Origin of the sequence: Citrobacter sp. Cpo030, assembly GCF_030333005.1 — a bacterium.
GTDB classification, from domain to species: domain Bacteria; phylum Pseudomonadota; class Gammaproteobacteria; order Enterobacterales; family Enterobacteriaceae; genus Citrobacter; species Citrobacter portucalensis.
On the sequence record NZ_JAOWGT010000054.1, the window covers coordinates 21,915 to 36,199 of the forward strand.

General features: G+C 54.7%; 13 protein-coding genes. 10 read left to right on the forward strand and 3 right to left on the reverse strand.

What is annotated here, in order from left to right:
- Nucleotides 1-155: 155 nt before the first annotated feature.
- The 5 genes from rnc to acpS are packed head-to-tail and all read left to right on the forward strand — an operon-like array spanning nucleotide 156 to nucleotide 3,603.
- Nucleotides 156-836 (forward strand): ribonuclease III, encoded by a 681-nt coding sequence (rnc, locus tag OGY37_RS09415; protein WP_003037579.1) that lies wholly within the window; start codon nucleotides 156-158, stop codon nucleotides 834-836.
- Nucleotides 833-1,738, forward strand: a complete 906-nt coding sequence (era, locus tag OGY37_RS09420; RefSeq protein WP_003037581.1) for a GTPase Era — start codon at nucleotides 833-835, stop codon at nucleotides 1,736-1,738. Before rnc ends, era begins: the two co-directional genes overlap by 4 nt.
- A 27-nt stretch (nucleotides 1,739-1,765) precedes the next feature.
- Nucleotides 1,766-2,476 carry a DNA repair protein RecO gene (gene recO / locus OGY37_RS09425; protein WP_008785495.1) on the forward strand — a complete coding sequence of 237 codons (711 nt, stop codon included), beginning with the start codon at nucleotides 1,766-1,768 and terminating at the stop codon, nucleotides 2,474-2,476.
- Nucleotides 2,477-2,491: 15 nt separating this feature from the next.
- Complete coding sequence (gene pdxJ, locus OGY37_RS09430) at nucleotides 2,492-3,223, forward strand: pyridoxine 5'-phosphate synthase (protein WP_126317551.1); 732 nt, start codon at nucleotides 2,492-2,494, stop codon at nucleotides 3,221-3,223.
- Nucleotides 3,223-3,603 carry a holo-ACP synthase gene (gene acpS, locus OGY37_RS09435; protein ID WP_003037588.1) on the forward strand — a complete coding sequence of 127 codons (381 nt, stop codon included), beginning with the start codon at nucleotides 3,223-3,225 and terminating at the stop codon, nucleotides 3,601-3,603. The genes pdxJ and acpS overlap by 1 nt, the downstream gene beginning before the upstream one ends.
- A 106-nt stretch (nucleotides 3,604-3,709) precedes the next feature.
- Here acpS and OGY37_RS09440 read toward each other — a convergent pair whose 3' ends face one another.
- Both OGY37_RS09440 and OGY37_RS09445 read right to left on the reverse strand, forming a co-directional pair.
- Nucleotides 3,710-3,970, reverse strand: a complete 261-nt coding sequence (locus OGY37_RS09440) for a YfhL family 4Fe-4S dicluster ferredoxin (RefSeq protein ID WP_003037590.1) — start codon at nucleotides 3,968-3,970, stop codon at nucleotides 3,710-3,712.
- 55 nt (nucleotides 3,971-4,025) lie between these two features.
- The gene (locus OGY37_RS09445; protein WP_286620654.1) at nucleotides 4,026-4,874 is read right to left on the reverse strand and encodes a MurR/RpiR family transcriptional regulator; all 849 of its coding nucleotides are present in this window, start codon (nucleotides 4,872-4,874) and stop codon (nucleotides 4,026-4,028) included.
- A gap of 117 nt (nucleotides 4,875-4,991) precedes the next feature.
- On the opposite strand from OGY37_RS09445, the gene murQ reads away from it, so the two are divergent.
- The 4 genes from murQ to tadA are packed head-to-tail and all read left to right on the forward strand — an operon-like array spanning nucleotide 4,992 to nucleotide 8,463.
- Complete coding sequence (murQ, locus tag OGY37_RS09450) at nucleotides 4,992-5,885, forward strand: N-acetylmuramic acid 6-phosphate etherase (RefSeq protein ID WP_003835317.1); 894 nt, start codon at nucleotides 4,992-4,994, stop codon at nucleotides 5,883-5,885.
- 9 nt (nucleotides 5,886-5,894) lie between these two features.
- Nucleotides 5,895-7,259 carry a PTS transporter subunit EIIC gene (locus OGY37_RS09455; RefSeq protein WP_008785492.1) on the forward strand — a complete coding sequence of 455 codons (1,365 nt, stop codon included), beginning with the start codon at nucleotides 5,895-5,897 and terminating at the stop codon, nucleotides 7,257-7,259.
- Between the two features lie 3 nt (nucleotides 7,260-7,262).
- Nucleotides 7,263-7,898: a phosphatidylglycerophosphatase C gene (yfhb, locus tag OGY37_RS09460; protein ID WP_048234700.1), complete on the forward strand. Its 636-nt coding sequence runs from the start codon at nucleotides 7,263-7,265 to the stop codon at nucleotides 7,896-7,898.
- A gap of 28 nt (nucleotides 7,899-7,926) precedes the next feature.
- On the forward strand, nucleotides 7,927-8,463 hold the full coding sequence (gene tadA / locus OGY37_RS09465) for a tRNA adenosine(34) deaminase TadA (protein ID WP_071845284.1): 537 nt from the start codon (nucleotides 7,927-7,929) through the stop codon (nucleotides 8,461-8,463).
- Between the two features lie 40 nt (nucleotides 8,464-8,503).
- Here tadA and mltF read toward each other — a convergent pair whose 3' ends face one another.
- A complete protein-coding gene (mltF, locus tag OGY37_RS09470) occupies nucleotides 8,504-10,054 on the reverse strand; it encodes a membrane-bound lytic murein transglycosylase MltF (RefSeq protein WP_286620657.1) in 1,551 nt (516 codons plus the stop codon).
- A gap of 257 nt (nucleotides 10,055-10,311) precedes the next feature.
- Between mltF and purL the strand changes: the two genes are divergently transcribed.
- Nucleotides 10,312-14,199 carry a phosphoribosylformylglycinamidine synthase gene (gene purL / locus OGY37_RS09475; protein WP_286620659.1) on the forward strand — a complete coding sequence of 1,296 codons (3,888 nt, stop codon included), beginning with the start codon at nucleotides 10,312-10,314 and terminating at the stop codon, nucleotides 14,197-14,199.
- Nucleotides 14,200-14,285 lie beyond the last annotated feature (86 nt).

A 14,285-nucleotide genomic window follows, 5' to 3' on the forward strand; every position in this document is an offset into this window, starting at 1 on the left:
AGTTTTAGGTTGGCACCGACAGGTTGCCACGGCACACGAAACAGCGTTGGTTTGTATATAAAAGCATGCAGGCGAAGCCGGATGGCTCAGCGAAGTGCGTATATCAGGTCTGTTTCGTGTGCTGAATTGTTGACGCATTCATTTATTGGTATCGCATGAACCCCATCGTAATTAATCGGCTTCAACGGAAGCTGGGCTACACTTTTAATCATCAGGAGCTGTTGCAGCAGGCATTAACTCACCGGAGCGCCAGCAGCAAACATAACGAGCGTTTAGAATTTTTAGGCGACTCTATTTTGAGCTTTGTTATCGCTAATGCGCTGTATCACCGTTTCCCGCGTGTGGATGAAGGTGATATGAGCCGCATGCGCGCGACGCTGGTTCGCGGCAATACGCTGGCAGAATTAGCCCGTGAGTTTGACCTCGGTGAATGTTTACGTTTGGGGCCTGGTGAGCTGAAAAGCGGCGGCTTCCGTCGTGAATCAATCCTGGCGGATACCGTTGAAGCTTTGATCGGCGGCGTCTTCCTCGACAGCGATATTCAAACCGTTGAGCAATTGATCCTGAACTGGTATCAAACTCGTCTGGATGAAATTAGCCCAGGCGACAAACAAAAAGATCCGAAAACGCGCCTGCAGGAATATTTGCAGGGTCGCCACCTGCCTCTGCCGTCTTATTTGGTGGTGCAGGTCCGTGGTGAAGCGCACGATCAAGAATTTACTATCCACTGCCAGGTCAGCGGCCTGAGTGAACCGGTGGTTGGCACAGGTTCGAGCCGTCGTAAGGCTGAGCAGGCTGCCGCCGAACAGGCGTTGAAAAAACTGGAGCTGGAATGAGCGAAGAGAAAACCTACTGCGGATTTATTGCTATCGTCGGTCGCCCGAACGTCGGCAAATCCACCCTGTTGAATAATCTGCTTGGGCAGAAGATTTCTATTACCTCACGTAAGGCTCAGACAACACGTCACCGTATTGTTGGCATCCATACCGAAGGCGCGTATCAGGCGATTTATGTTGATACCCCGGGTCTGCATATGGAAGAAAAACGGGCTATTAACCGCCTGATGAACAAAGCGGCGAGCAGCTCGATCGGTGATGTTGAACTGGTTATTTTCGTTGTCGAAGGCACCCGCTGGACGCCGGACGACGAAATGGTGCTCAACAAGCTGCGTGATGGCAAAGCCCCGGTTATTCTGGCCGTCAACAAAGTCGACAACGTTCAGGAAAAAGCCGATCTGCTGCCGCACCTGCAGTTCCTGGCAAGCCAGATGAACTTCCTTGATATCGTGCCGATTTCTGCCGAAACCGGCTTGAATGTCGATACCGTTGCGGGCATCGTGCGTAAGCATTTGCCGGAAGCTATTCATCACTTCCCGGAAGATTACATCACCGACCGTTCTCAGCGCTTTATGGCCTCTGAAATCATCCGTGAAAAGCTGATGCGTTTTCTGGGGGCTGAACTGCCGTACTCCGTTACCGTGGAGATTGAGCGTTTTATCTCTAACGAACGCGGCGGCTACGACATTAACGGCCTGATCCTCGTCGAACGTGAAGGGCAGAAGAAGATGGTTATTGGCAACAAAGGGGCCAAGATTAAAACCATCGGCATCGAAGCGCGTAAAGACATGCAGGAGATGTTCGAAGCGCCCGTTCACCTCGAACTGTGGGTGAAAGTGAAATCCGGCTGGGCCGATGACGAACGCGCGCTGCGTAGCCTCGGTTACGGCGACGACGTCTAAACACATCTTCTGAAACACGGCGAGTATATGGAAGGATGGCAACGCGCTTTTGTCCTGCATAGTCGCCCCTGGAGCGAAACCAGTCTCGTGCTGGATGTCTTCACGGAAGAGTCGGGTCGCGTGCGCCTGGTGGCTAAAGGCGCACGTTCCAAACGCTCCAATCTTAAAGGCGCACTCCAGCCTTTTACCCCGTTGTTGCTTCGCTTTGGTGGACGTGGCGAGGTCAAAACCTTGCGCAGCGCCGAAGCCGTTTCTCTGGCACTCCCCCTTAGCGGAATCACGCTGTACAGCGGCTTGTATATTAACGAGCTTATCTCGCGCGTACTCGAGTACGAAACCCGCTTTTCTGCACTCTTTTTCGATTACCTGAACTGTATTCAGGCGCTGGCTGGCGCCACGGGTTCGCCAGAACCTGCGTTGCGTCGCTTTGAGCTGGCCTTACTTGGTCATCTGGGGTATGGCGTCGATTTTACCCACTGTGCAGGCAGCGGCGAGCCGGTAGACGACACCATGACCTATCGCTACCGGGAAGAAAAAGGGTTTATCGCCAGCGTAGTGATTGATAACGCCACCTTTACCGGACGCCATCTGAAAGCACTCGAATCGCGGGAATTTCCGGATGCTGATACGCTTCGCGCTGCGAAACGCTTTACCCGCATGGCGTTAAAGCCGTATCTTGGTGGTAAGCCCTTAAAGAGCCGCGAATTATTCCGGCAGTTTATGCCGAAGCGAAAATAAAAAACGAGGATTGTCATGGCCGAATTACTGTTAGGCGTCAACATTGACCACATTGCCACTTTACGTAATGCACGCGGTACCGCATATCCGGACCCGGTTCAGGCAGCGTTTATCGTTGAACAGGCGGGCGCAGACGGTATTACCGTACACCTGCGTGAAGACCGTCGCCATATCACCGACCGTGACGTACGTATTCTGCGCCAGACGCTGGATACGCGCATGAATCTGGAAATGGCGGTCACTGAAGAGATGCTGGCGATTGCCGTTGAGACTAAGCCGCATTTTTGCTGCCTGGTGCCGGAAAAACGTCAGGAAGTTACCACTGAAGGTGGGCTGGACGTCGCCGGCCAGCGTGACAAGATGCACGATGCCTGCAAACGTCTGGCGGACGCAGGCATTCTGGTTTCGCTGTTTATCGATGCCGATGAAGAGCAGATTAAGGCCGCTGCGGAAGTTGGTGCACCGTTTATTGAAATTCACACCGGCTGTTACGCCGATGCGAAAACCGACGCAGAACAGGCCAGCGAACTGGCGCGTATCGCCAAAGCGGCGACTTTTGCTGCAAGCCTTGGCCTGAAGGTGAATGCGGGTCACGGTCTGACGTATCACAACGTTAAAGCTATCGCGCGGATCCCGGAAATGCACGAGCTGAATATTGGCCATGCCATTATCGGACGTGCGGTGATGAGCGGCCTGAAAGAGGCCGTAGTCGAAATGAAGCGCCTGATGCTGGAAGCGCGTGGCTAATGGCGATTCTGGGATTAGGTACGGATATCGTGGAGATTGCCCGCATCGAAGCGGTGATCTCCCGTTCCGGCGACCGCCTGGCAAGACGTGTGCTCAGCGACAACGAATGGGCAATCTGGGAAACGCATCAGCAGCCGGTGCGTTTTCTGGCGAAGCGTTTTGCAGTCAAAGAGGCGGCAGCAAAAGCCTTTGGCACGGGTATTCGCAATGGGCTGGCGTTTAATCAGTTTGAAGTCTTTAACGACGAACTCGGTAAGCCGCGTCTGCGATTATGGGGAGAGGCGTTAAAACTGGCGGAAAAACTCGGCGTTGCGCACATGCATGTGACGCTGGCCGATGAGCGTCACTACGCCTGCGCCACGGTGATTATCGAAAGTTAGATTCAGGGCGTTGCCGGATGGCGACGCGTAGCGTCTTATCCGGCCTACGGGTTATGCGTTTGTTGCAGGGGCAGGGTAGGAGCTTCATCGCCAGATGGCGACGCGGCTAAAGTTTATCGGCGTGGTGCATCAGCACAAACTTATCCCACAGCTGCTCTTCTGTTTCGACATGCGCCGGATCTTTCAAAATAGTATTGGGAATAGGGCACACCTTCTGGCAGGTTGGCGTGTCGTAATGGCCTACGCATTCCGTACACTTGTCGCTGTTAATCTCGTAAATGCTATCACCCATCGAAATCGCCTCATTCGGGCATTCGGGCTCGCACATATCGCAATTGATACACTTTTTAGTGATTAACAGGGCCATCAGGAAACTCTCAAAACATCACAAATCGGGCGGGCATTATACGCGCATTCTTTGCTCAGACCAGTTTTTTTACCAGGGCCTCACTGTGGCGAATACGTTCCGGGGCATGCTCCAGATCCTGCTGCACCAGCGCCATAAACAGTAAATCAGTGAGCATCATTTGCGCATGGGTGGAGGAAATCGCTGCGCTGCGCGTGGCCTGCTCCTCGGCAATGGTGTACAGACAATGACTTGCCCGTTGCTGCAGGGCGTTCGGTGTGAATCCGGTGATGGCGAGGATTTTCGCGCCGGTGCGCAACGTTTCATCCGCAGCCAGGTTGAGCTCTCGACGCTCTCCGGTATACGAAATGGCCAGCAGTAGATCGTTAGGCGAAAGCGCCTGCACCGTCGCCAGCAGGGCGTGCATATCGCGTTCCACCACCGCGTTAAAACCAATCTTCAGCAGTTTCCTGGCAAAATTCTGCGCTACCAGACCCGATGCACCAATCCCGGTCACAATAATGCGGCGGGCTGAACGCAGCATCGTGACGCTCTCCATCAGTTTCTCTTCGCTGTTGACGTCCAGCGTCGCATGCATCGCCGCCACGTTCTCTTTAATCAGTTTCTCGCCTACCATTCGCATCGGGTCGTCACCGCGAATCTGATTATGTACCGGAATGGAATGGGGATTGGGATTGCTGGCCAATGCTTCGCTAATCGCCAGTTTGAGTGCCGGGAATCCTTTAAAGCCCATCTTTTGCGCGAATTTCACCACGCTGGACTGGCTGACGCCCGCTTCAAAGGCCAGCTGTTGTGAACTGAGATGACGCGCAGCATCCGGTTGAGCAAGAAGATAATCCGCAAGCTTTTTATCGCTTTGCGCGAGATCCGGATAACGCTGACGAATGCGAATTAAACAGTTCATGCTTTCTCCTGGCGAAAATGTGATGGCGATTACAAAACAAAATATCACTCGCCTTAGTGAATATAATATTCCATTATGACAGATTATTATGAATTAAAAATTCCTAAGGAACAAAAAATGAATCTCGGTGCGTTAGTTTCAGAAACCCGCAATCCTCAGACCATGGATCTGGATGCGCTCTCCACTCTGGAGTTGGTTCATCGTTTTAATCAACAGGATACGCTGGTAGCTGAAGCAGTAAAAGCAACTCTTCCTGAAGTTGCGCGCGCGGTTGATGCGGCAGCTGACGCGCTAAAAGCCGGTGGACGCATTATTTACATGGGAGCAGGTACCAGTGGGCGTCTTGGGGTGCTGGACGCGTCTGAATGCCCGCCAACCTTCGGCGTTCCGCACGGTCTGGTGGTTGGGCTGATTGCCGGGGGACCGGGCGCGCTGCTTAAGGCCGTAGAAGGCGCAGAAGATAACCCGCAGCTAGGTGAAGACGATCTGCGTACGCTCAATCTTACCGCACAGGATCTGGTGGTGGGGCTGGCTGCTTCTGGTCGTACGCCGTATGTCATTGGTGGGTTGAAATATGCGCGTTCGGTGGGCTGTACGACGGCGGCTATTTCATGCAATCCGGATTCCCCTATCGCGCATGAAGCGGACATTGCCATTTCTCCGGTGGTGGGGCCAGAGGCGCTGACCGGGTCAACACGACTGAAATCCGGCACCGCGCAAAAGCTGGTGCTCAATATGATCTCCACCGGCGCGATGGTGAAATTTGGCAAGGTGTACCAGAACCTGATGGTGGATATGCAGGCAACCAACGTCAAACTGGTCGATCGGGCGTGCCGTATGGTGGTTGAAGCCACCGGCATTGCGCGTGCTCAAGCTGAAACGCTGCTGAAGCAGACGGATTATGATGTTAAGCCGGCTATTTTAATGGCGCTCACCGGCCTGGATGCTGCTGCCGCCCGCGAAAAACTTGCCGCTCACCAGGGTTTTTTACGCGCGGCGTTAGAACACTAAGAGGTGTATATGGATAAGACGGCGTTGCTGGCCAGCGACATCCTGCTGGGCGTTGGCGGAGAGAACAATATTCTGCGTCTGGAAAACTGTATGACCCGTGTCAGGGTGGAAGTTCAGGATGACGGGCAGATCGATATTCCCCGCCTCAGGCAACTGCCCGGCGTTAGCGGCTACGTGAAGCAGGGCGCACAGCACCAGATTATTGTCGGTCCCGGTAAAGCAGCCAAAGTGGTGGATGCCATGCGTTCCCTGATTGCCGATGGCGGCGAGCGAGCAGGTGCCAATGATATTGAGCGCACCAAGTCAGAGGCCAAAGCGAAGTACAAAGCGCCGATGAGCGATGCGCTGCGTAAGCTGGCGAACGTCTTTATCCCTCTTATTCCGGCGTTTATCGCCTCCGGTTTGATTACCGGCATTATTAACATCCTTAAGCGCCCGGATATCGTGGGGGATTTTGCGACCCACTATCCAAATATGCTGGGGTTGATGGGCATATTTGGCAGCGCCGTATTTGCCATTATGAATATTCTGGTCGGGGTGAATACCGCCAAAGTTTTCGGTGGCTCCCTGGCAATGGGCGGGGTGATGGCGGGGATCCTCTCCAGCCCTCAGCTGGCGCAAATTACCCTGTTTGGCGAAGCGTTGCAGCCGGGGCGCGGTGGGGTGATCGCGGTATTGCTGGTGGTTGCGCTGATGTGCTGGATCGAACGTAAATTCCGCACGCTGTTGCCAGAATCACTGGAGCTTATCCTTAACCCGCTGCTGACCACCATCATTACCGGCGTAATCGCGATTGTGGCGCTGCAACCGCTTGGCGGATGGATTTCTGAATCTATCGCTCACGGCGCATCCTGGGCTATCGATCGCGGCGGTTTTCTGGTCGGTGCCGTGCTGGCAGGAACCTTCCTGCCGTTGGTACTCACCGGGCTTCATCAGGGATTGGTGCCCATCCATGTTGAACTGGTTCAGGCGCACGGTTATAACGCGCTCTTTCCGATCCTGGCGATGGCGGGCGTTGGGCAAATAGGTGCTGCGATTGCGGTTTTGATGAAAACCCGCAATGCGCGGCTAAAGAAAGTGATCAAAGGGGCGCTACCGGTCGGACTGCTGGGGATTGGCGAGCCGCTGATTTTTGGCGTAACGCTGCCGTTGGGTAAGCCGTTTATCGGTGCCTGTCTTGGCGGCGCGGTAGGTGGGGCGCTGATTAGCTACTGGAAGGTGGCGACGGTCATCACCTTTGGCATCTCCGGATTACCGCTGGCACTGACGATTGTTGCCGGAAAAGTGATGTTCTATCTGTTAGGCTATCTGGTAGCAGTTATCGCCGGGTTCTTGTTTACCTGGCTATTGGGATTCACTGATCCAGAGGAATAAGGTTTGACCAATCACCAGCGCCGCGTTGTCTTTTTTGATTTGGATGGCACGTTACACCAGCAGGATATGTTCGGTAGTTTTATTCGTTATCTGCTGCGTCGCCAGCCGCTGAACGCGTTGCTTGTGCTGCCTCTGTTACCGGTGATTGCGCTGGCGTTGCTGATAAAAGGACGTGCCGCCCGCTGGCCAATGAGCCTGCTGTTATGGGGATGCACTTTTGGCCGCAGCGAGGCGCGTCTGAAAGCGCATCAGGCCGACTTTGTGCGCTGGTTTCGCAGTAACGTGACGGCGTTTCCGCTCGTGCAGCAGCGGCTGACAACCTACCTGTTAAGCTCTGACGCTGATATCTGGCTTATTACCGGCTCTCCACAGTCACTGGTCGAGCAGGTTTACTTTGATACTCCATGGCTACCGCGAGTCAATCTGATTGCCAGCAAAATGGCGCGGGGATACGGCGGCTGGGTACTGACTCTGCGCTGTCTGGGCCATGAGAAAGTGACACAACTGGAACGCCACATTGGCGCGCCGCTACAGCTTTACAGTGGCTATAGTGACAGTAATCAGGACAATCCGCTGCTCTCTTTTTGCCAGCATCGCTGGCGCGTCACGCCGCGCGGAGAGCTTCAGCAACTCGAATAGCCAACGCACATGCAATTTGAAGTATGACGTGTATAATGCGCCCGCTTTGATTACTGGAGTTACCCCTTTGTCAGATGTTGAATTTAGCCACGAATACTGGATGCGTCATGCTTTAACGCTGGCTAAGCGCGCCTGGGATGAGCGTGAAGTCCCGGTGGGTGCGGTATTGGTACATAACAACCGAGTGATTGGCGAAGGCTGGAACCGCCCGATAGGTCATCATGATCCGACTGCTCATGCTGAGATTATGGCGCTGCGTCAGGGCGGCCTGGTGCTGCAAAACTACCGCCTGTTAGATGCCACGCTGTACGTCACTCTGGAACCGTGCGTGATGTGCGCTGGCGCGATGGTGCACAGCCGTATCGGTCGGGTCGTTTTTGGCGCGCGCGATGCGAAAACCGGGGCTGCCGGGTCATTAATGGATGTGCTGCATCACCCTGGAATGAATCATCGGGTTGAAGTGACCGAAGGGGTACTGCGGGATGAATGCGCCACGCTGCTCAGTGATTTCTTCCGCATGCGCCGGCAGGAAATTAAGGCCCTGAAAAAATCCGCTAATCAGTAACTCTCAGCCTGATGGTGCTGCGCTTATCAGGCTACCAGGACTACTTTCCCTCTTTTTTCTGCGGTGAAAACAGCAGGGAAGGCGAGTGCGACAGGTAGTTTGACGACGTCTGAGACAGAAACGCCGAAAGCGGGAATTCATCTTTACCTATTAGCTCTGCGGGCGTCACCGCCGGGTAATCCTGCGCCAGTTGCTGCGTTTCTAGCGCCTGTTTTTCTTTCTCTTGCAGATATCCCACCAGGCTAATCTGGTATTTACGGATGTTTTCCACATAGGCGTAGGCTTCATGGCCACGCGCATAACCATAGGTCAACTTATTGTAATACGGCTTTAGGCTAAGCAGCGGTAGTCGCTGTTTTACGTCGGACCAACTGTTCGGATTGCCTTTGGTTTTCACCGTCAGCGCCCGTGCGTCCAGCATGTGCGCATAACCCATATTGTAGGCTGCAAGCGCAAACCAGATGCGTTCTCCTTCGGGGACGGTATCCGGTACTTTGCTCATCATGTCCTGCAAATATCGCGCGCCGCCGCTGATGCTTTGTTCGGCATCGGTACGGTCGGTCAGCCCAAGACTCTGAGCGGTATTTTTGGTCAGCATCATCAGCCCGCGTACGCCGGTTGGAGAGGTGGCCTGCGCATCCCAGTGTGACTCCTGATATGAGATAGCGGCCAGCAGTCGCCAGTCTATCTCTTGCGCATATTTCTCAAACAGCGGCTTGAGGTCCGGCAACACGCTGTCTACGGCGCGCAAAAAGGAGCGGGTATCGACATAGTCAAAATCATCGCCATGCCCGAGATATTTCTCTTCCAGCCGTGCCAGAGAACCGTCTTCATTCATGGTGTTGAAGAAATCCAGTAGGGCGGCAGATAGCGTGTTGTCATCGTCCAGCCGACTAAACCAGGTCACCGGTTGTTCGTCAGAGACGTCGAGCGCTACGGCCAGCTCAGGATGAACGCGTTGATATAAGCTGATGGCGACAGAATCGGCTATGGTGTAATCCAGCTTTCCGGCGATTACATCATCAAGCAGTTCGGTGGTGCCCTTTTTGTCATCGACTTTCCAGCTCAGATCGGGAAATTTTTTCTCTTTTAGCTGCTGGAGGTCGTTAACTACCACGTGCCCCGGGGCGATAGTCAGCTGGTTTTCGTTCACCGTGGCAAGCGTGCGCGGACGGTATTGCCCAACCCGGTACACCAGCTGTTGTGAAACCGAATAATAGGTCGGGCCGGGCTGGTAATTTTTAACCCGCTCGCTGTTATAGACCAGGCCTGCGGCTAACAGGTCGGCATTGCCGTTATCCAGGTCGTCAAAAAGCTGGCTGATGTTCTGGCGTACGGTAACTTTTAACTTCACGCCTAAGTAGTCGGCAAATTCCTGGGCCAGTTCATAATCCAGACCGAATTTTTTGCCGTTGAGGGTCGCGTAAGTTAATGGCGAATCAATGGTACTGACGCGCAGCTCTCCCCGCGACTGAATGGCGGCGATACGATTTTCGGCTTTACCGAACCAGGGGATAGATGGCCAAAGGGCCGCTGCCAACAACAGCGTCAATATGCCGATGAACAGATAATTAATCTTTAATTTTTTCAATTAGTTAATTCTCTGAACCGTACGTTGTCTCTGTCTGCTGTGGTGTTGATTAAGAAGTGAAGTCGTCATTAATGAACGGCATTTTGCTTAAACTTGCGTCAGTTGGCAACTTATTCAGAAATCTGACCGCATTTGATGATAAGTGACGGTCGTGATTTTATTTCGACGCAAACGGTTTCGTCGGCGCGGTAGATTCTTTATAATGACGCCCGTTTCCCCCACTTGGGCACACCGAAAGCTTAGAAGACGAGAGACTTATGATGGAAATTCTGCGTGGTTCACCTGCACTGTCTGCATTCCGTATTAACAAACTGCTGGCACGTTTTCAGGCTGCCAACCTCCAGGTCCACAACATTTACGCCGAGTACGTCCATTTTGCCGATCTGAATGCACCGTTAAATGAAGATGAGCACGCGCAGCTTGCACGCCTGCTGAAATATGGTCCTGCTCTGCAAAGCCACGCCCCGGAAGGCAAACTGCTGCTGGTTACGCCTCGCCCTGGCACCATCTCCCCGTGGTCTTCTAAAGCGACTGATATTGCCCACAACTGCGGTCTGCACCAGATTAGCCGCCTGGAACGTGGCATTGCCTGGTATGTAGAAGCCTCTACGCTGACAGCTGAGCAATGGCAGATGGTGGCCGACGAACTGCACGACCGCATGATGGAAACGGTTTTCTCTGCGCTGAACGATGCCGAAAAACTGTTTGCCCATCACCAACCGGCGCCGGTCTCCAGCGTTGATCTACTGGGTGAGGGGCGTCAGGCGCTGATCGACGCTAACCTGCGTCTGGGTCTGGCGCTGGCGGAAGACGAAATTGACTATCTGCAGGATGCGTTCACCAAACTGGGACGTAACCCGAACGATATTGAACTATACATGTTTGCGCAGGCCAACTCTGAGCACTGCCGCCACAAGATTTTTAACGCCGACTGGGTTATCGATGGTAAACAGCAGCCGAAGTCGCTGTTCAAGATGATCAAGAATACCTTCGAAACCACGCCGGACCACGTGCTGTCTGCCTATAAAGACAACGCTGCGGTAATGGAAGGCTCTGAAGTGGGCCGCTATTTTGCCGACCACAAAACCGGCCGCTACGATTTCCATCAGGAACCAGCCCACATCCTGATGAAGGTTGAAACTCACAACCACCCGACGGCTATCTCTCCGTGGCCAGGTGCTGCAACCGGCTCCGGCGGCGAAATCCGCGATGAGGGGGCAACCGGTCGCGGTGCAAAACCGAAAGCCGGGCTGGTGGGTTTCTCCGTTTCCAACCTGCGTATTCCTGGCTTTGAACAGCCGTGGGAAGAAGACTTCGGTAAGCCGGACCGTATTGTTACCGCGCTTGATATCATGACCGAAGGCCCGTTGGGCGGAGCGGCGTTTAACAACGAATTTGGTCGTCCGGCGCTGACCGGCTACTTCCGTACCTATGAAGAAAAGGTCAACAGCCATAACGGCGAAGAGCTGCGCGGTTACCATAAACCGATCATGCTGGCAGGCGGGATCGGTAACATCCGTGCCGATCACGTGCAGAAGGGCGAGATCGTCGTTGGCGCTAAGCTTATCGTCCTCGGCGGCCCGGCGATGAACATCGGTCTTGGCGGTGGGGCAGCCTCCTCTATGGCTTCCGGCCAGTCTGATGCCGATCTTGATTTCGCTTCCGTACAGCGTGACAACCCGGAAATGGAACGTCGTTGCCAGGAAGTTATCGACCGTTGCTGGCAGATGGGGGATGCGAACCCGATTCTGTTTATCCATGACGTTGGTGCGGGTGGACTGTCTAACGCTATGCCGGAGCTGGTAAGCGATGGCGGTCGCGGCGGTAAGTTCCAGCTGCGCGATATCCTCAGCGACGAGCCGGGTATGAGTCCGCTGGAAATCTGGTGTAACGAATCCCAGGAACGCTACGTGCTGGCGGTTGCTGCCGATCAATTGCCGCTGTTTGACGAACTGTGTAAGCGCGAGCGCGCGCCGTATGCGGTGATTGGTGAAGCTACCGAAGAACAGCATCTGACCTTGAGCGACAGCCACTTCGACAACCAGCCGATCGACATGCCGCTCGATGTGCTGCTGGGTAAAACACCGAAAATGACCCGCGATGTGCAGACGCTGAAAGCCAAAGGCGATGCCCTGAATCGTGGCGAAATCTCGATTGCAGATGCGGTTAACCGCGTGCTGCATCTGCCGACTGTCGCGGAAAAAACGTTCCTCGTGACCATCGGTGACCGTACCGTTACCGGCATGGTTGCGCGTGACCAGATGGTTGGTCCATGGCAGATCCCGGTCGCCAACTGCGCGGTCACTACCGCAAGCCTCGATAGCTACTACGGTGAAGCGATGTCTATCGGCGAGCGCGCGCCGGTTGCGCTACTGGACTTCTCTGCCTCAGCGCGTCTGGCTGTCGGTGAAGCGCTGACCAACATTGCGGCAACGCAGATTGGCGACATCAAACGTATTAAGCTGTCGGCAAACTGGATGGCGGCTGCGGGTCACCCTGGTGAAGATGCTGGCCTGTACGAAGCAGTAAAAGCCGTCGGGGAAGAGCTATGCCCGGCGCTCGGCCTGACCATTCCAGTGGGCAAAGACTCTATGTCGATGAAAACCCGCTGGCAGGAAGGTAACGAGCAGCGTGAAATGACCTCGCCACTGTCGCTGGTGATCACCGCCTTTGCCCGCGTGGAAGATGTGCGCCACACCATTACCCCGCAGCTCTCTACTGAAGACAACGCCCTGCTGCTGATTGACCTCGGTCTTGGTCACAATGCGCTGGGCGCAACGTCGCTGGCGCAGGTTTACCGTCAACTGGGTGATAAGCCTGCCGACGTGCGTAACGTTGAGCAACTGAAAGGCTTCTACGATGCGATTCAGGCGCTGGTCGCTGCGCGTAAGCTGCTGGCCTATCATGACCGTTCTGACGGCGGTCTGCTGGTTACGCTGGCGGAAATGGCCTTCGCCGGTCACTGCGGTATTGACGCTGATATCCACTCTCTGGGTGAAGATCGTCTGGCGGCGCTGTTTAGCGAAGAACTGGGTGCGGTGATTCAGGTTCGTGCTGCTGAACGTGAGGCGGTGGAAGCGATTCTGGCTGCCCACGGCCTGGCAGACTGCGTACACTTCCTCGGTAAAGCCGTTGAAGGCGACCGCTTCAACCTGACCGCTAACGACCAGCCGGTGTTTAGCGAAAGCCGTACTACCCTGCGTATGTGGTGGGCGGAAACCACCTGGCAGATGCAGCGTCTGCGTGACAACCCGGAATGTGCCGATCAGGAACACGACGCTAAAACTAACGATGCGGACCCTGGTCTCAACGTTAAACTGTCGTTTGATATCAACGAAGATGTTGCCGCTCCGTACATCGCCACCGGTGCGCGTCCCAAAGTGGCCGTACTGCGTGAGCAGGGTGTGAACTCCCACGTTGAGATGGCAGCCGCCTTCCACCGTGCGGGTTTCGACGCCATCGATGTGCACATGAGCGACCTGCTGGGCGGACGTATCGGCCTGGGTAATTTCCAGGCGCTGGTGGCCTGCGGCGGTTTCTCTTACGGCGATGTGCTTGGCGCTGGGGAAGGTTGGGCGAAGTCGATTCTGTTCAACAACCGCGTCCGTGATGAGTTCGAAACCTTCTTCCATCGCCCGCAAACGCTGGCTCTCGGCGTGTGTAACGGTTGTCAGATGATGTCTAACCTGCGTGAGCTGATCCCGGGAAGTGACCTGTGGCCGCGCTTTGTGCGTAACCACTCTGACCGCTTTGAAGCCCGCTTCAGCTTGGTCGAAGTGACGCAAAGCCCGTCTTTGCTGCTTGCCGATATGGTGGGGTCGATGATGCCGATTGCCGTTTCTCACGGTGAAGGTCGTGTCGAAGTGCGTGACGGTGCGCATCTGGCTCAGCTTGAGAGCAAAGGTCTGGTGGCGCTGCGCTATGTTGATAACTTCGGTAAGGTGACCGAGACCTATCCGGCTAACCCGAACGGTTCGCCGAACGGTATTACTGCAGTGACCACTGAAAATGGTCGCGTCACCATTATGATGCCGCACCCGGAACGTGTGTTCCGTACCGTGAGCAACTCCTGGCACCCGGAAAACTGGGGCGAGGATAGCCCGTGGATGCGTATTTTCCGCAACGCGCGTAAACAGCTCGGTTAATTCGCGCAATAGTCATCAAGCCCCTCTTCACGAGGGGTTTTTTTTGTCTGCCGGATGGAACCCGCCTGATGACGCTACGCTTATCA